The sequence below is a fragment of the Rhizobium sp. 05N430 genome (genome assembly GCF_056396985.1).
The window spans coordinates 642956-660064 of the sequence record NZ_JBFTMO010000001.1 but is presented as its reverse complement, the minus strand read 5'-3'; the positions used below and the strand labels follow the sequence as shown (position 1 = coordinate 660064).

At 60.2% G+C, this 17109-nt stretch carries 20 protein-coding genes; 7 read left to right on the top strand and 13 right to left on the bottom strand.

The window, feature by feature from the left end:
- The first annotated feature begins 83 nt into the window (after positions 1-83).
- The gene (locus tag AC1DJO_RS03220) at positions 84-1895 is read left to right on the top strand and encodes a hypothetical protein (RefSeq protein ID WP_112387256.1); all 1812 of its coding nucleotides are present in this window, start codon (positions 84-86) and stop codon (positions 1893-1895) included.
- Here AC1DJO_RS03220 and AC1DJO_RS03215 read toward each other — a convergent pair.
- Positions 1892-3049: a hypothetical protein gene (locus AC1DJO_RS03215; RefSeq protein WP_112387255.1), complete on the bottom strand. Its 1158-nt coding sequence runs from the start codon at positions 3047-3049 to the stop codon at positions 1892-1894. The genes AC1DJO_RS03220 and AC1DJO_RS03215 overlap by 4 nt on opposite strands.
- A 157-nt stretch (positions 3050-3206) precedes the next feature.
- Here AC1DJO_RS03215 and AC1DJO_RS03210 point away from each other — a divergent pair, with 157 nt between their 5' ends.
- From AC1DJO_RS03210 to AC1DJO_RS03195, 4 genes are all read left to right on the top strand, one after another.
- Entirely contained in the window at positions 3207-3431 is a 225-nt protein-coding gene (locus tag AC1DJO_RS03210) for a hypothetical protein (protein WP_112539238.1), read from the top strand.
- A gap of 158 nt (positions 3432-3589) precedes the next feature.
- A complete protein-coding gene (gene grxD, locus AC1DJO_RS03205; protein WP_112539239.1) occupies positions 3590-3925 on the top strand; it encodes a Grx4 family monothiol glutaredoxin in 336 nt (111 codons plus the stop codon).
- Positions 3926-4066: 141 nt separating this feature from the next.
- Positions 4067-5272, top strand: a complete 1206-nt coding sequence (locus tag AC1DJO_RS03200; RefSeq protein ID WP_477969227.1) for a multidrug effflux MFS transporter — start codon at positions 4067-4069, stop codon at positions 5270-5272.
- A gap of 35 nt (positions 5273-5307) precedes the next feature.
- Entirely contained in the window at positions 5308-6588 is a 1281-nt protein-coding gene (locus AC1DJO_RS03195; RefSeq protein ID WP_477969022.1) for a multidrug effflux MFS transporter, read from the top strand.
- 56 nt (positions 6589-6644) lie between these two features.
- Here AC1DJO_RS03195 and AC1DJO_RS03190 read toward each other — a convergent pair whose 3' ends face one another.
- From AC1DJO_RS03190 to AC1DJO_RS03180, 3 genes are all read right to left on the bottom strand, one after another.
- Positions 6645-6809, bottom strand: a complete 165-nt coding sequence (locus tag AC1DJO_RS03190) for a hypothetical protein (protein WP_310300036.1) — start codon at positions 6807-6809, stop codon at positions 6645-6647.
- Between the two features lie 111 nt (positions 6810-6920).
- Positions 6921-7130 (bottom strand): cold-shock protein, encoded by a 210-nt coding sequence (locus AC1DJO_RS03185; protein WP_112387250.1) that lies wholly within the window; start codon positions 7128-7130, stop codon positions 6921-6923.
- 209 nt (positions 7131-7339) lie between these two features.
- Positions 7340-7576: a DUF982 domain-containing protein gene (locus AC1DJO_RS03180; protein ID WP_112387249.1), complete on the bottom strand. Its 237-nt coding sequence runs from the start codon at positions 7574-7576 to the stop codon at positions 7340-7342.
- 193 nt (positions 7577-7769) lie between these two features.
- Here AC1DJO_RS03180 and AC1DJO_RS03175 point away from each other — a divergent pair, with 193 nt between their 5' ends.
- Positions 7770-7898, top strand: coding sequence for a hypothetical protein (locus AC1DJO_RS03175; RefSeq protein ID WP_310300038.1), 129 nt, complete (start codon positions 7770-7772; stop codon positions 7896-7898).
- Between the two features lie 115 nt (positions 7899-8013).
- On the opposite strand, the gene AC1DJO_RS03170 is transcribed toward AC1DJO_RS03175, so the two are convergent.
- The 5 genes from AC1DJO_RS03170 to AC1DJO_RS03150 form a co-directional block, all read right to left on the bottom strand.
- Positions 8014-8838, bottom strand: coding sequence for an inositol monophosphatase family protein (locus AC1DJO_RS03170; RefSeq protein ID WP_477969020.1), 825 nt, complete (start codon positions 8836-8838; stop codon positions 8014-8016).
- A gap of 30 nt (positions 8839-8868) precedes the next feature.
- Positions 8869-9753 carry a tRNA 2-thiocytidine(32) synthetase TtcA gene (gene ttcA, locus AC1DJO_RS03165; RefSeq protein WP_477969018.1) on the bottom strand — a complete coding sequence of 295 codons (885 nt, stop codon included), beginning with the start codon at positions 9751-9753 and terminating at the stop codon, positions 8869-8871.
- A 58-nt stretch (positions 9754-9811) separates the two neighbouring features.
- On the bottom strand, positions 9812-10741 hold the full coding sequence (locus AC1DJO_RS03160; RefSeq protein WP_112387246.1) for a glutaminase: 930 nt from the start codon (positions 10739-10741) through the stop codon (positions 9812-9814).
- A 72-nt stretch (positions 10742-10813) separates the two neighbouring features.
- Positions 10814-11431, bottom strand: a complete 618-nt coding sequence (gene rpsD, locus AC1DJO_RS03155) for a 30S ribosomal protein S4 (protein ID WP_112387245.1) — start codon at positions 11429-11431, stop codon at positions 10814-10816.
- A 199-nt stretch (positions 11432-11630) separates the two neighbouring features.
- Positions 11631-12158, bottom strand: coding sequence for a MarR family winged helix-turn-helix transcriptional regulator (locus AC1DJO_RS03150; protein ID WP_112516300.1), 528 nt, complete (start codon positions 12156-12158; stop codon positions 11631-11633).
- A 99-nt stretch (positions 12159-12257) separates the two neighbouring features.
- On the opposite strand from AC1DJO_RS03150, the gene AC1DJO_RS03145 reads away from it, so the two are divergent.
- Positions 12258-12593, top strand: coding sequence for a cupin domain-containing protein (locus tag AC1DJO_RS03145; protein ID WP_477969016.1), 336 nt, complete (start codon positions 12258-12260; stop codon positions 12591-12593).
- A 6-nt stretch (positions 12594-12599) separates the two neighbouring features.
- Here the strand turns inward: AC1DJO_RS03145 and AC1DJO_RS03140 are convergent, their stop codons facing one another.
- The 4 genes from AC1DJO_RS03140 to AC1DJO_RS03125 all read right to left on the bottom strand — a co-directional run bounded on the left by AC1DJO_RS03140 (position 12600) and on the right by AC1DJO_RS03125 (position 17097).
- The gene (locus tag AC1DJO_RS03140) at positions 12600-14114 is read right to left on the bottom strand and encodes a helicase HerA domain-containing protein (protein WP_477969014.1); all 1515 of its coding nucleotides are present in this window, start codon (positions 14112-14114) and stop codon (positions 12600-12602) included.
- Between the two features lie 97 nt (positions 14115-14211).
- A complete protein-coding gene (locus tag AC1DJO_RS03135) occupies positions 14212-15399 on the bottom strand; it encodes an MFS transporter (RefSeq protein ID WP_477969225.1) in 1188 nt (395 codons plus the stop codon).
- Between the two features lie 83 nt (positions 15400-15482).
- Positions 15483-16286: a glutamate racemase gene (gene murI / locus AC1DJO_RS03130; RefSeq protein ID WP_112387242.1), complete on the bottom strand. Its 804-nt coding sequence runs from the start codon at positions 16284-16286 to the stop codon at positions 15483-15485.
- Positions 16267-17097: an RNA methyltransferase gene (locus tag AC1DJO_RS03125; RefSeq protein ID WP_112387241.1), complete on the bottom strand. Its 831-nt coding sequence runs from the start codon at positions 17095-17097 to the stop codon at positions 16267-16269. The genes murI and AC1DJO_RS03125 overlap by 20 nt, the downstream gene beginning before the upstream one ends.
- Positions 17098-17109 lie beyond the last annotated feature (12 nt).

The window sequence follows — 17109 nt, the reverse complement described above, 5'->3', positions numbered from 1 at the left end:
TTTCGGCCCCTTCCGCGCCCTAGCGCAATTTTAATCGTCTGCCGTCCATAATTCCCCCGCACACGAGAGCGGCGGATATTGGCATGACTTCTGGTTTCCCGGGCATTGCAGCTGAGGCAGAGAGTAGCGACCGTTCTTCTTCCTGGCTGAGAGTATTTGCGATCATCGCGCCGCTCAGCCTGATCATCGCCCTCCTGGATCTGGCCGACGGTCAGGCGTTTCTCGGCGATATCGACGACAAGATGCGGGAACTTCAGATCCGTCATCTTTTCCTCGGTGGCGGACACTGGTTTGATCTCGGTCTGCCGGTGATCGCAACGCCGGAGCCCTACACATCGCCCTGGTCGCGGCTGATCGACCTCCCCTTTGTGACGATTGCCTATCTGCTCTCGCCGGCATTAGGACCGGAGCACGCGCTCCAGATCGCATTCCATATCTGGCCGCCAGTGATGCTCGTCGGGTTCAGCGCTCTGACGGCCATGTTCTTCTCCCGGCAGATGCGCAGCGGCGTCGTCATCAGCTATCCGATCCTCGTCGTCAGTATCGTTTTTATGACCTATGCGATCTGGGAGTTCGTTCCCACGCGCATAGACCATCACAACATGCAGATCCTGGGCTTGCTGATGATCGGTGTCGGCCTGGAGCGCTGGAGCCGAGGCGGTGGAATTCTGATGGGCATCGGGACGATGATCTGCATCATCGTCGGCCTTGAGGGTCTGCCGCTGATCGCCGTCGCATTCCTGGGGCTGGTGGGCTGCTTCATCTTTCAGATCGCCGAATCCCGGGATGTTCTTCTCGGCGCGGCAGCCACGATCCTGCTGTTGACGTTGCCCGCAGCCTTCGCATTCATCGGACCTGCGGCAATACGATCGACACAATGCGATTCCTTCTCAGCTCCCTATATCGTTCTGGCGCTCGGCTGCTCATCGATCTTGCTGATCGGCGGTTTAGTGCTGCATCGGCAGACAGCACCGATCAAGATTGCTGCCCTTACAGCAATGGGCGGCGCATTCTTGGGCGTGACCGCCTACATCTTCCCGAGATGTCTATCCGGCCCCTACTGGATGATCGATCCGCTGTCGCGTCACGACTGGCTTGACCGCGTTCCGCAGGAATTCAGTTTTATCTACTATTTCCAGCATCCGCAGTTCACGATCCTGATGATGCTTGGCGTACTCGTGTGTATCGCCATTGCGGCACTACCGGCCATTCTTCAAGCCGCCCGGCGAGGAAATGCCGGTCTTGTCATCGTCTTTGCAATTGCCGTCGCCAGTCTCGCGATAACACTGCTGCAGACCCGAAACATCAGATTTACCTTCGCCTTCGTACCGCTTTTTCTGCCGTACGCACTGCAAATAGTGACCGCTCCCGAGAGCTTTGGGCCAAACGGCAAGGAGGCTCAGCGCCTCGTCGGCGCCGCTTTGGCATCGGTCATCGCGATCGCGCTGTTACTCCGTCTGGTTTTCCCGCCCCAGGAACAGAGCTACGACGCGATCGACTACATGGCCTACAGCGAGTGTGAGGGCCAGGATTTCTCGGTTCTGTCATCTGTCGCGCCGGGCAAGATCGCCGTTCCGGCCGGGCTTTCGCTTCCGCTTGCGTTCGCCTTGCCTCCGGGTTTCTCGGTCGCAGCGCTTCCATTTCACCGTGCGTCGCCCGGGATGAAGCGCATGTTCGAACTTTTCACGTCGGCAGACAGCGAAATCCGAAGAGAAGCAGCCGCTCCTTTTGACTATGTCGCCGTCTGTGCGTTTCCGCTACCGGTCGACGCCAGCCAAGCGCCGGTCTATGCTGCGCTTGCGCAAGGCGGCTCCTGGCCGGGACTGATCCAGATCAACAATCCATCGGCATCGGATTTCAAGTTGTTCCGCATCGATCACCAACTTTTCCGTTAGCTGATCTCTGCTAGCCCCGACTTCAACGCCCCATCAGCCATCACCGTTCCCGCCAGCGGCCCAGAAGTCAGCAGCGTGAAATCGAAGGACGCCTGCAAATCAGGGCCAAGCACGTATTGCCGGTGCACCCGCAGGAAATCGAGCTTGATCTTCTTGTAGTGCTCGGGCGTCAGCATCTGTTTGACGCGGATGAACAGCATCTTTGCCTGCGGCGCATCACCGTGACCGGAAACGGCGACGACCGGAACCTTGTAGAAATGGATCGCGTCCGTCAGACACTGAACGTCGAGCCAGAAGACCGCGGGATTTCGGGCAATGGCGCCGACGCGCGACCGCAACAGGGTGGCAGACTTCAGCAACGCACATTGCAGCACCGCGGAGCCAAGCGAGGCAAAAACGACGCGCTTGCCATGGAGCAGACCCGGCTCGCGCTCGAGCAGCATCCCGAGAACATGCGCAGCCACGCTTGAGCCCATGCTGTGCGATGAGATGACATATTCGTCCGCCTCTTCCGCAAGAGCCGCACGCGCGGCCAGAGCACAGCGCTCCAGAAAGTCCTGGAATTGCGGCCTGTTCATGTGCCCGAGCCCGACGGCCATCTCCCAATCGGCAAACAGGTGCAGCGTATGGAACCGTTCCGTGAACGGCAGAAACACGAAGGCAAAGAAGATGCCGGCAAGCGGCAGACTCCAGACCAGATGCCATGCGGCAAAACCGGCGCCAACGGGCAGAAGCGCGATGGCGGCAGTCAGCAGCATGCCGAGCATCATCAGCAGAAAGGGAAAGATGAAGAACAGGCCGAAACGCCAGGCGTGGCGGAAATAGCCCGTCATTGCGCCATCGGCGATAATCCTCGCTGCCGCGGCAAATCCATCCGCCATCCGCCGCGCCAAAGGCTTATTGCGAAGCGACTGGACGAGTTCGTCGTGGTCGAAGATGTGGATCGTGTTTTCGGTCTGCCAAGCCGGCGCATTGGCATGAACGGTAAAGCGCAGAGGATAATCGGATGTTTCCGCGTCTCCCGTCTCGACCGCGTAATTCCACGCCGCAGCACTCTGCTTGGCGGAGCGCTCGTAGCGCGCCCGCTGCGCGCGTCCATCCAGCGGCTCGAAGCCCGGGAAATGCAGGACCACCCGCTTCCTGATCAGTTCCATCACTATCTTTCCGGCAAGCCCCCATGGCGCCATCGGCCGCCGCCTTGCACGCCAAATAAGGCGGAAAAAGCACGAACGGACGCGAACTCCGCTTGCTAACCTAAAACATCCGGAATTCAATAGCCGAGGAACCGGTTTGTGTCGCAGGGGGTATTGGATGGCCGATCTTATCAAGGAACTTGTCAACGGCGTGGTCGAAAGCGTTCTCAAGGAAATCCTGAAGAAGACCAGCGGAAGCAACACGACGAAGCGCACGAAACGTCAGACGCGCTCGGCAACCACTGGCCGGTTCAAGAAGGCTGCCGCCCCGCGCAAGACCGCCAAGAAACAGGTCAGCAAGCGCCGCACCGCAGCCGTCCGCACCAAGCAGCGCAGCCGCTGAAGACAGCGGCGTAACGAAAGCGCAACAACATTACCTAGCATGCTTACGATTGGTCTTTTTTTGGCATTGACTGCTGGAATTTGATCGGGCGCATGCTATCTAAAGCAAACGATTGAAACGGTGGGCCTTTAACCCGCCTGTTGAAAGGATTAAGTCCCATGAGCGGCATCAACGAATTCATCGCCAACGAAATCAAGAGCAACGACGTGGTCCTTTTCATGAAGGGCACGCCGCAGTTTCCCCAGTGTGGTTTCTCCGGCCAGGTCGTCCAGATTCTCGATTACATCGGCGTCGACTACAAGGGCATCAACGTGCTCGCCGATTCGGAAATCCGCCAGGGCATCAAGGATTACTCCAACTGGCCGACGATCCCTCAGCTTTACGTGAAGGGTGAGTTCATCGGCGGCTGCGACATCGTCCGGGAAATGTTCCAGGCGGGCGAATTGCAGCAGCATCTGCAGGAAAACGGCGTCGCGGTTCGCGCCGCCTCCTGACCGGGCACCGGGCGTCCGTCCGGTTTCCAAACCTGATTTGATTTGAGTCCGAGGCGCTGTGCTGAACAGCGCCTTGGCCTGTTTATGGGAATTTCTAAAGTGACGGACACCTCTCCCACCGTTGCCGCGGGTCGAACACCTATGGGCAAGCGAGAGTTCATCTTTCTGGCTGCCTTCATGATGGCCGTCAATTCTCTCGCCATCGACGTCATGCTTCCCGCCCTCCAGCAGATCGGCGCCAATCTTGGGGTCGAAAGCGAAAATCACCGCCAGTTCGTCGTCTCAGCCTATCTCTTCGGCTTTGGTCTGGCGCAGCTGTTCTTCGGCCCGATATCGGACCGTTTCGGCCGCCGCAAACCGCTCTTCGTGGGCCTCGTCATCTATATCTGTTCCGCCTTCGGCATTGCGCTGATCCCGTCCTTTGGCGGCCTGCTGGTGCTTCGCTTCATCCAGGGCATCGGCGCTGCGGCCACCCGCGTCATCACCATATCGATCGTCCGCGACATCTATGGCGGCCGCCAGATGGCCGAAGTGATGTCTCTGATCTCGATGACTTTCATGATCGTGCCGGTGATCGCACCGGGCACCGGCCAGCTCGTCATGCTGTTTTCCACCTGGCACATGATCTTCGTCTTCATCGGCGCGATGGCGACACTGATCCTGATCTGGGCCTATAACCGGCTGCCGGAAACGCTGGCGCCCGCCAATGTCCGCCCGTTCACCGCAAAATCCGTTATCGGCGGCTTCAAGCTGGTGCTCACCAATCGCAGCGCCCTTTGCTACACGCTGGCGACCACCGTCGTCTTCGGCGCGCTGTTCGGCTTCATCAACTCGGCGCAGCAGGTGTATGTAGGCATCTATGATCTCGGGGTCTACTTCCCGTTCGCCTTTGCCGGCGTTGCGATCTTCATGTCGTTCTCATCGTTCCTGAATTCGCGTCTCGTCGGCCGCTTCGGCATGCGGCGGCTGTCGCATGCCTCGCTCGTCGGCTTCATCATCGTCAACACCATCTGGCTGCTGGTGCAGCTTTATGGTCCGCAGCCAACGCCCTTCCCGGTCTTTATCTGTCTGTTCGGGCTGGCGATGTTCCAGTTCGGCTGGATCGGCTCGAACTTCAATTCGCTGGCGATGGAGCCGCTCGGCCATGTCGCCGGTACCGCATCATCGGTTCTCGGCTTCACCAGCACCATCGGCGGTGCAGCTATCGGTGCGGCCATCGGCCAGGCATTCAACGGCACGGCGCTGCCGATGGTTATCGGCTATTTCACCGTCGCCTTCATCGGTCTCGGCTTCGTGCTGATTGCCGAAAAGGGACGGCTTTTCCAGCCTCACAATCCGGCTGTCTAGGCAGCCGGACAGCATTTTCTTTGGGGGACTTCATTATGGCGGCGGATCATACGACGCACATCGAAAACCAGGGCTCGGCCCGCATCGGCATGGGCTTTGCCGAATTCGTCATCACCATCGCGATCATGACCGCGAGCGTTGCGATGGCGATCGACAGCATGCTGCCGGCGTTGCCGGCCATCGGCCATTCGCTCAACGTCACTAATACCAACGACGCCCAGCTGGTCATCGCCGTGTTCTTCTTCGGCTTCGGTGTGTCGCAGATCCTGTTCGGCAGCCTCTGCGATGCCTTCGGCCGCCGCAACATCCTGCTTGGCGGTCTCGCCGTCTACGTGCTTGCGATGTTCGGCGCGGCCGCGACCTCGAGCTTCGAAATGCTGCTCGTCATGCGTTTCGTCCAGGGTATTGGCGGTGCAGCGGTGCGCATCACCAGCATGGCGATCGTCCGTGACTGCTTCGGTGGCCGCGAAATGGCACGCGTGATGTCCTTCGTGATGATCGTCTTCATGATCGTGCCGATCGTCGCCCCGTCGGTCGGCCAGCTGATCATCAGCTATGCCAACTGGCACTGGATCTTTATACTGCTCGGTCTCGTCGGCTCGATCCTTTTCATATGGGCAGCCGCCCGGCTGAAGGAATCGCTGCCGCGCGAGGAGCGCATACCGCTCTCGTTTGCCGCCGTCGGCAATGGCTTCAAGACCGTTTTGACCAACCGCATTACCTGCGGCTACATGATCGGTCTCACGATGTTCACCGGCGTCATCAGCGCCTATGTCATCTCCGTCCAGCAGGTATTCGGCGAGGTCTATGGCCTCGGCGACTGGCTGCCGATCGCGTTTGCGGCGACCGCCGGTGGCATCGCCGTCGCCAACTTTGCCAACGGCTTTTTTGTCCGCACCTTCGGCATGCGCCGCATTTCCCATGCAGCGGTGCTTCTCTTTACCGTCATCTCTGCTTTCGGCTTCGTCATGGCGCTCGGAGGCACAGTCAATTTCGCGCTCGACTACGCCCTCTTCACGGTGCTGCTAATGCTGTTTGCGGTGATCGCCACCAATTTCACGGCAATCAGCCTTGAGCCGATGGGCAATCTGGCCGGCACGGCAACAGCGATCACGGGCTTCGTGTCGACGACTTTCGGTGCCCTTCTCGGCGGCGGCGTCGGCCAGCTATTCAATGGCACAGTCCAGCCGCTCTTCGCAGGCTTTGCCGTCTTCGGTGCGATCAGCGTTGCCGCAACGCTCTGGGCCGAAAAAGGCAAGCTCTTCACCCATCCCGGCGACAGCCCGCAGCTCGATCCTGGTACTGCGCACTTCTAATAAAAAAAGCCCGCCGGATTGGCGGGCTTTTTTGATTGCGGCACTGATGGCGAAGCTTATCGCTTGCCCATCGGCTTGCGGCTCTTGTCGCCCTTTACCGACGATGTCTTTGCATCGTAGGCCTGACCGAAATTCGTGCCGCCGAGATGGCCGCCGCCGCTGGTGTTGGCAACCTGGCGTTCGGCTCTGCGAAGAAGCAAGTCTGCATTTGTCTTTTTCATCATGGCTCTCAATATTGGATCAATGAAAAAAGGCTGGGCGAAAACCCAGCCTCCCGATCGTCTGAAGACCAGTGCCAGTACATCCGTGGTCAAAGGTCGAAGACGGTAGTGTTATGCAGTCGCGAGGTTCTCTGCAGCATTCTTGCCGCTGCGATTATCGCGCACGACGTCGAAAGTGATCTTCTGACCTTCAACGAGGTTGCTCATGCCCGACCGTTCGACGGCCGAGATATGAACGAAGATGTCAGGCGAGCCGTCGCTCGGCTGAATGAAGCCGAAGCCCTTGGCGGAATTGAAAAACTTGACGATTCCATTGTTCATGACGATTTCCTTTCAATCGCATTGATATTACCGCCCGGCGCACGCCGTCGGTGTGTGATCGATTTGAGAGGAAAGATTAGCTCGGGCGCTCGAAGCGCAAAAACGAAGCTCAACAGGCAAGTTCGATGCGCCGGTATATAGACCTCAATTGTGCTCGCATAAAGGCAGAGCGTGATTTGGCGAAAACTATTGCGTGTGGAGCGCCAAAATCACCCAATGAGGTGCGCTTCTGTAGCGGCCACCAGAAATTTCTTCCGGGCCTCGCCGGCATCCGCCAAACCATTGAAGGCGTCGAGACAGGTAACCTCCGCACGATACAGTGCAGGTCCTTCCTTCAACGGCCACTCCGTCACCATCAGGCGGTAGGCGTCATGAACAGTCTTGACGACTCGGTAACGCCCACCGAGCCTGATACGCACTGGAGAAAATGCAGGGATGCTCTTCATGACATCAACCTCACGCAAAACATGCGACTCAACAAATCACCTTGCGAGTCGTTCCGGACCAACGCGCCCATGCCAATCACGGTTCAAGACCGTTTCGGCATGGGATTGATGACGTTTCGTTCATCTGGCGTTCATATTCCTTGCTGCCATCGCTCTTTGGGGTTACTCTTTAAGGGCAACGTTGGAGCAAGAGATGATCAAGACCACCGTCGCGGCGTCCGTATTTGCCGCTTATGCGTTTGCGATGTTCGCAATCGCCTCCCTTCCACAGAACCTGCCGGCAGTGCCGGTCGACCAAATCACCACGAGTTCGACGAACTGACCAAACGAAAAACCCCGCTCGATAAGCGGGGCCGTTTCGTGATCAAAATGCTTGGGAGGAAATATGCTTTCCCTCCTATATATCGAGCATGGATCGAGGCTTTCGGCCTCGCCACTTAAACGGTGAAAACTTCTCTCCGCAACAACTCCCAGGACGCTTTGTCCGGCGCGATCAGCAATCCGCCATCGACGTGATGCGGCAGATAATGCGTGCCGTCGAAACGCGCCGCATGGGCTCCGGCTTCCTGAGAGATCAGCGTCCCTGCCAGATGGTCCCACGGCATCAGCTTGTTGTACGAGAGATAGTGCACGTGCCCGGATGCAAAGGCGCGATATTCATGCGCGGCGCAACGGTAGTTGGCGAGAAAGCGCACCTTGGCCAGATTTCCGAGGATTTCAGCGCGCTTTTCCTTGGCGAAGAAACCGGTCGAGGCCATGCCGACCATCTGGTCAAGTTCGACAGGCTCAGCAACCTTCAGCCGCTCCGTGTCACCATCCGGCCGCTTCAACCAGGCGCCGCCACCCTTCTCCGCCAGAACCCAATCGTCACCCATCGGATCGTAGATGATCCCCGCAACGGTTTCGCCCTTCGACACCACCGATGCCATGACGCCGAAAGCCGGAATGCCGGACGCGAAATTGAAAGTCCCATCGACGGGATCGACGATGATCGCCAGATCGGCACCTTTCAAGCGCTCGAGCAGTGCCGGATCGGCAGCGACCGATTCCTCACCAACGAACAAAGCGTCAGGCCAAAGTTTGGCAGCCTCGGCCTTGATCATCCGCTCGGCCTGCTCATCGGCCTCTGTTACCAGATCGGTCGCCTCACTCTTGGCGCGCACATCGCCGGCGCTAAGCCTGCGGAAACGCGGCAATATTTCGGCCTTCGCCGCCCGCCGAAGAAGATCGGAAAGCGTCGTGATATCAATTGTCGAGGTCATGATAAGTCCCTGTTTGAGCGTTCCGCCCAGTTACTCGCTCTTCGGTGACGGTTCCGTGACCATCAGGCTCGAAAAATCGAAGAGCTTCGGATCGAGAAGATGCGACGGGTTCACATGCGAGAGTGCGCGCAGCATCGTGTCCTTGCGGCCAGGCATCCGCCGTTCGATATCGGCAAGCATGTCCTTCATCGCATTACGCTGCAGACCGTCTTGCGAGCCGCAGAGATCGCACGGAATGATCGGGAACTGCATCGCCGCCGCAAACTTCGCCATGTCATCCTCAGCGCAATAGGCAAGCGGCCGGAGAACCATCAGGTTGCCTTCGTCGTTGAGCAGCTTCGCTGGCATCGATGCAAGCCGCCCGCCGTGGAAGAAATTCATGAAGAAGGTCTCGAGAATATCCTCGCGGTGGTGGCCGAGAACCAGCGCATCACAGCCCTCTTCCTTGGCAATACGGTAGAGATTGCCGCGGCGCAGGCGCGAACAGAGCGAACAGTAGGTGGCCCCCTCCGGCACCTTCTCCTTCACGATCGAATAGGTATCGCGATATTCGATCCGGTGCTTGACGCCGATGCTTTTCAGGTATTCCGGCAGAATATGTTTCGGGAAGTTTGGCTGGCCCTGGTCGAGATTGCAGGCGATCAGTTCGACAGGCAGCAGCCCGCGCCATTGCAGGTCGAGCAGCAGCGCCAATAGGCCGTAGCTGTCCTTGCCGCCGGACACGCCGATCAGCCAGCGCTTCTGGCCCTTGAGCATATCGAAATCGTCGAAGGCTTGGCGCATCTGGCGCAGCAGACGCTTGCGCAGCTTGTTGAACGAAACCGAACGCGGCGCATCGGCAAACAGCGCATGGCCGATCCCACCTTCGTCTGCGGTTTCATCGAGTGCATCGGCAATGGTGGCTGCGATATTCATCGTTTCTTCCAGATCGTCAGGCTTTGCCTTTAGCAGAAAGCCCGTGGCATACACAGCGTCAATCGCCGAAAATGGACCAGCCGGTGCGCGCCGCCAGCATCTCCAGCGCCACGGCGCCGAGCTGCGAGTTGCCGACCTTGTTCAGCCCCGGAGACCAGACGGCGATCGAGGCCACGCCCGGCGCCACCGCAAAGATCCCGCCGCCGACACCGCTCTTGCCAGGCAGGCCGACATGATAGGCGAAGTCCCCGGATCCATCATAGTGGCCGCACATCAGCATCATCGCGTTGATACGCCGCGCCCGTTTCGGCGAAACCACCGAATGGCCGGTCACCGGATTGCTGCCGCGGGCCGCCAGGAACAGGCCGGCACGGGCGAGCTGCTCGCAGGTCATCGACAGCGCGCATTGATGGAAATAGACGCCGAGCACATGCTCGACCGGATGATCGATATTCTTGTAGGCGCGCATGAAATTGGCGAGCGCGAAATTGCGGTAGCCGGTCTGCGTTTCCGAGCGTGCCACTTTCTCGTCGATCGTCACCGATTCGTCGTCGGCGAGGTAGCGGACGAAGCGCAGCAGCTCGCCGATCGCCTCGCGCGGGGCATGTCCCGCCATAACGACATCGGTAACGGCGATGGCACCGGCATTGATGAAGGGATTGCGCGGGATGCCGCCCTCATGCTCCAGCTGGACGATGGAATTGAAGGCTGAACCTGATGGCTCGCGGCCGACGCGCTTCCACAGGCTCTCGCCCACCTTGCCGAGCGCCAGCGTCAGCATGAAGACCTTGGAAATGCTCTGGATCGAGAAAGGCACCGCCGCATCGCCGACGCTGTAGACCTTGCCGTCGACGGTGGAGATCGTCATGCCGAACTGGTTCGGATCGATCTTGGCCAGCTCCGGAATATAATCCGCAACCTTGCCCTCGCCGATCCGCGGCGTCAGTTCCTTGTAGATGCTGTCGAGGACTGCCTGCAAATCCACCATGACTTCTCTCCAGAGAACAAAAAAGCCGCCCTGTAAGGCGGCTTTTCCGTATGCGAAAACGCCTCGCGTTGATTAACGCGAATAGAATTCGACCACCAGATGCGGCTCCATGACGACCGCGTACGGCACGTCGGAGAGCGTCGGGACGCGAGCGAAGGTCGCAACCATCTTGTTGTGATCAACTTCGATGTAGTCAGGAACGTCACGCTCAGCGAGAGAGACGGATTCCAGAACCGTTACGAGCTGCTTCGACTTCTGACGAACTTCGATGACGTCGCCGGCCTTGCAACGGTAAGAACCGATGTTGACGCGAACGCCGTTCACAGTCACGTGGCCGTGGTTGACGAACTGACGTGCAGCGAAGACGGTCGGAACGAACTTGGCGCGATAAACGATCGCATCCAGGCGCGACTCCAGCAGACCGATGAGGTTTTCAGAAGTGTCGCCCTTGCGGCGGTCGGCTTCAGCGAAGATTGCGCGGAACTGCTTCTCACGCAGGTCACCGTAGTAACCCTTCAGCTTCTGCTTGGCGCGCAGCTGCACACCGAAGTCCGAAAGCTTGCCCTTGCGGCGCTGACCGTGCTGGCCCGGGCCGTATTCGCGGCGGTTCACCGGGGACTTAGGACGGCCCCAGATGTTTTCGCCCATACGGCGGTCAATTTTGTACTTAGACGATTCGCGCTTGCTCATCGTATTTCCTTTCAGAGTGTTAGAACGGTCTGTTGCCAGATCGCTCGAAGGAAACACGCCCTCCTTTGGCCCCCTTTTGGGAGGCCCGACAGGATTTTCCGGTTACGCGAACTGGAAAGATCCACGGGACATGTCAAATGAAACACGGGACATTGCTGCCCCGTGCTGGCGCGGTCTTTAGGGATAAGTCACGGGATTGTCAAACGGAATTTGGCTCCGCCGCGTCTGCGCCAGCCGCCTCGATCGAACCGGCAAGCTTGCGCAGCAGACCGGCAAGCGCCCTCCGCTCACCCTCGTCGAGCACATCCAGATGACGGAGCTCGCGGGCCATGTCTTCGCGGAACGCAGCCTCGGCACGAGCGATACCCGTTTCCGTCAGCGCCACCTCGAAGCTGCGCTTGTCCTGCTCCGACCGCCGCCGCTCGATCAGCCCCGCCTTTTCCAGCCTGTCCAGCCTGTGCGTCAGCCCCCCGGACGAGATCATCAGCAGGCGATAGAGATCGGTGGGAATCATCCGGTAGGGCGGCCCTGCCCTGCGGATCGTCGAAATCACATCGAATTCGCCGCGATCAAGACCGAACTCCGCGAAGGTCGCCTCGATCGACGGCCGCACAAGATTGGAGAGCCGGTAGATGCGCCCGAGAATGCTCATCGGCACCGTATCGAGATCGGGCAGTTCCTCGGCCCAAAGCGCGCGCAGCCGGTCAACGTGGTCTTCCGTCGTCATCAACAGCTCCAATTTATCTTGACGAGAAGATAAATTGGATTATCTTCTCACTAAGATACTTAGATAGCGAAGTCCGGCGCACGATCCAAGGAGGAAATCATGTTCCACGTCATCTCGCGCGAAGATCAGAACCAGTTCCCCAATCGCACCATCCTCTTTGAAGGCGGAAATTTCGGCGCACCCGTCTCGGTCTTCCTGATCGACAGCGAACCCGGCCAGGGGCCGGCACTCCACACGCACCCCTACACGGAAATGTGGATCGTCCGCTCCGGCCAGGCGCGCTTCACGGTTGGCAACGAAACGCTCGACCCCAATCCCGGCGACATCGTCGTCGTCAACCCCGAGACGCCGCACCGCTTCAAGAATATCGGCACGACGCGGCTCGAGCTCACCTGCATCCATGCAAGCCCCGAGATCATTCAGACTTGGGTTTGAGCGAGATTATTCCGCGGCACTCTTCAGCGCATCATCGTCTGGCGCGTCCGCCGAGCCCGGGGCCGTCTCGGCCTGCAGATCGGGGAATGCGACAATGCGCTTGCCGGTGAAGTCGGTGTGGACGACGATCAGGCCCTGTTCCTCAAAATAACCGAGAAGGCGGCGGGCACGGCGGGCGGAGTGGGTACCGTAGGCGCGGGCGATCCGGGCATCCGACGGGCATTGCTCGCCGCCGATTGCGGCCTTCGCCATCATCAGGAACACGCCCTGCAGGTCGTCGGTGACGCCGTTTGAAAGCGAGAGCGCCGTCGCCCAGGCTTCGCCTGACGCCATCTCGGCATCGACGCCGGAGCGCGACACCGCAACGCGGCGGCGGAATTCCGGCAGCGGCATCGGTGGACCAGGCACGCGGCGCATGCGCAGCCGCACCAGGAACTCCTGATAGAGCACCGAATCCGTGCGGAAACCCGAGGCCGGATCGTCGAGAATTTCGGCAAGGACCGCCGAGAGGCGCTCTTCGCGCTCGTCTGCCGAGAGCTCCGGCTGGCTGCTACGCGGCTCGGATGGTGCCGGCGTCGCTGCTGGTGCCGAGCGAGCCAGTTCGGCAAGGATATCGGTGGTCGGGCGTGGTGCGGGCGGAGCGCGGCGAACGAGCGGCCGCTGAAACTCTTCGGGGTCGGGTGTGAAGATCAGGTCTTCGACATCCTGCGGAGCATCCGGCAGCGGCATCAGCTTCGGGCTCGACGAGCGCGCCGACGTCTCGACATTGCCGATCTGGATCGGCAGCGGGCGGCGCGACAATGCCGGACCGAGCGCCACGAAGTTTCCGCGCTTCAGGTCGCGGAACATTTCCGCCTGGCGCCGGTCCATGCCGAGAAGATCGGCGGCGCGGGCCATGTCGATATCGAGGAAGGTACGGCCCATCAGGAAGTTGGAGGCTTCGGCGGCAACATTCTTGGCAAGCTTTGCCAGACGCTGCGTAGCGATGACTCCGGCCAGGCCGCGTTTACGGCCACGGCACATCAGGTTGGTCATCGCGCCCAGCGACATCTTGCGCGCATCTTCCGAAACATCGCCACCGACCGATGGCGCGAACATCTGCGCTTCGTCGACAACGACGAGAACCGGATACCAATATTCGCGGTCGGCATCGAACATGCCGTTGAGGAAGGCAGCGGCAGCGCGCATCTGCTGCTCGATATCGAGCCCTTCCAGCGTCAGGACGCAGGAGACACGGTGCTGACGGATGCGGTTGGCGATACCGGCAAGCTCGGCCTCCGTCCGCTCGCCATCGACGACGATATGGCCGAAGCGGTCGCTCAGCGTCACGAAGTCACCTTCGGGGTCAATGATGACCTGCTGAACCCATTGAGCAGATTGCTCCAGCAGCCGACGCAGCAGATGTGATTTTCCGGAGCCGGAATTGCCCTGCACCAGCAAACGGGTTGCCAGCAGCTCCTCGATATCGAGTGTCGCCGGGCTGCTGCCGGACGCCGTTCCCATATCGATGCCAACCTGCAAGTCGAATTCCTTTTAAGATCTGTCCGCCGTCTCTAGCAGATTCGCCGCTGTCTTTGTTACCCGTCTCTGATGGAAACCCACAGAAAGACTGCAGGCTTCAGACAGCCTCGCGTTCCACAAGACGGCTCTGCGCATCGCCGCTGCGTGGCGTCAGCATCCGGGTGAAGATCAGGCTGACGGAAAGCGGCACGATCAGCACCGCAAGCCCTGCCCTCAGTCCCCAATATTCGCCGATGAAGCCAATGATCGGCGGACCGATCAGGAAGCCGAGAAGTGCGACGAGGGACAGGATCGCAAGACTCGCGGCCGCCGGCCGGTCGGTCAGCGCTGCAGCCGCCGTAACCGCAAGCGGAAAGCCGACCGAGACGCCGACGCCAACAGCCGCAAATCCGATCAGCGCCAGGGGAGCTGCCGGTGCCAGCAGGATGATCGCCATCCCAGCAAGCGAAGCGGTGCCGCAGGCCCGTGCGATCGCCACCGCGCCGAAGCGGCCTTTCAGATAGTCGCCGCTGAACCGCCCGGCGGCCACCATGCATGCGAAGACCGAATAGCCCAGCCCCATCTGCGCTCCCTCTGAGCCAAAAACATCACGCAGATAGACCGCCGACCAATCGGCGATCGCTCCCTCGGTCATGGTCACGCCGAAGACGAAGGCACAGACACCAAGCAGCGCCAGTCCCGGAAGCTTGAAGCCGCTCTTCACCGCAGTCTCCGCTTGGTGACTTTCCGGCAGTTTCGGCAATCGGGTGCTGACGATGAGCGCGATCGGCAGCACGATCACCGATATCGCCAGGATCGACCAATGCGGCGCAGCGCCGATGGCGATCGCGCCAACGCCGAGCAGACTGCCAAACATGATGCCGAGGCTCCAGAAGCCATGCGACCGGCTCATGATGATCAGCCCGGTGACTTTCTCCGTCAGGTCGGCCTCGACATTCATGCCGAGCTCGACGGTCGACAACGCAACGCCGAGGATCATCAACGAGAAGAACAGCAATGTGACGGTCGGCGCAAAAGCCGGCAGCGAGACAACAGCCAGGAAGAAGACGAAGCCATAGATAATCGCCGCCCGTCCGCCGATGCGCGACACGACGCGTCCCGCAAAAGAGAGCGTCAGCAGCGTGCCGACAGGCAGGCCAAGCAGGGCGATCGCCAAATCGGCGGTGCCGAGCTGCAGCTTCGCCTGAATGTCGGGAATCCGGGGCAGCCAGGCGCCGAAGGCGATCGGCTGCAGGAAAAAGATCAGCATGACAAGTCGTTGAAGCGGCACGGCGCATTCCTTCATTCTCAGGCACGGAAGGCGCCGCACCTGATTCCCCGGCAGCGAGTCTGCGTCATCACCAGAGCGAAAGAAAGCGTTGAAACGACTTAGCGGGTGCTGAGACCGAAGCCCTGCATCAGCCGTGTCGTTGCAAAATCCGGGTTGCCCGACGTGAAGACCGCAAAATCGAAATTGTCAGGATGAACCGCATCCGCAACCTCAGGCACGAGGCTGCGGGCACGGCGCGCAATCGCCTCAGCCGGATCCAGCCAGTCCACGGGCCACGGCGCTAGTCGCCGGAAAAGATTGGCCATGAACGGATAATGCGTGCAGGCGAGCACGACGATATCAGTCTTGCGCCCGTCCTTCTCGACGAAACACTGCTCGATCTCGCTCATCACCGCGGCGTCCGATACGGTCTCGCCGCGGATATAGGCCTCGGCCATCCGCGCCAGATTTTCCGATCCGACCAGACGGACATGGCATTGCTGCGCGAAGGACTGGATGAGGTCGCGCGTATAGGCGCGCTTGACGGTGCCAGGCGTTGCCAGCACCGAAACCAGCCCGGAACGTGTCCGCTCGGCCGCCGGTTTGATCGCAGGCACCGTTCCGACGAAGGTCATCTGCGGAAACGCAGCGCGCAGATCGGCGCCGACAAGCGTGAAGGCCGTATTGCAGGCGATGATGCAGACTTCAGGATCATGCTCTTCGAGCAGCCTGGCAAACAGGCTGACGACACGCTCCTTCAGCGCCTGCTCCTCCCAGCCGCCATAGGGAAAGCCGGCGTCGTCAGCGATATAGATGAAGCCGCGCTCCGGCATCAGCACGCGCGCTTCGCGCAGCACGGTCAGCCCGCCGATACCGGAATCGAAAACCAGGACCGGTTTCAGCTCATTCCCCGCTGCTGTCATCTTTCGGCCGTTCCTTGGTCTTTTCGGGAGCCCGGCTGCCGCGCGGATATTGCCGCGAGAACCGGTCGAGGGAGGAGATTACGCCGCGCAGCACGCTGATTTCCTGCTCGGTGAAGGCGCGGCGCGACAAAACTGCGCGCAGATTGTCCACCATTTTGGGCTTTTTCGCGGGCGGGTGGAAATAATTGCGCGCATCAAGCGCCTCCTCCAACTGGTCGAAGAAGCCGAACAGCTGCTCTTTGGTCGATGGCGTCTGCTCCATGGCCTGGAAGCGCACCTCGCCCAGATCGTCCATCCCGGACTTCATCCACTCGTAGGACATCAAAAGCACCGCCTGGGCGATGTTGAGCGAGGCGAATGCCGGATTGACCGGAAAGGTGACGATCTCGTCCGCCAGCGCCACTTCCTCGTTGCTGAGGCCCCAGCGTTCGCGCCCGAAGAGAATGCCGACACCCTCCCCGGCGCGAAATCTCGTCCGCAGCGTCTCGGCGGCAACCACGGGCGAACGCACCGGCTTGAAACCGTCCCGCTCGCGCGCCGTCGTCGCATAGACGAAGTTGAGGTCGGCGATCGCCTCCTCCAGCGTGTCGTAGACCTTCGTGCCGGCGATGACGTGATCGGCCTTCGAAGCGGTCGCTTGCGCCCTCTCGTTCGGCCAGCCGTCGCGTGGGTTGACGAGCCGCAGCTCCGCAAGGCCGAAATTGGCCATGGCGCGTGCCACCATGCCGATATTCTCGCCCATCTGCGGTTCGACCAGAATGATCGCCGGTCCTTCGGTCAGAAGTTCCCGCTCGCTGTTTGTGCCTGCCATGAATGCCGTCCT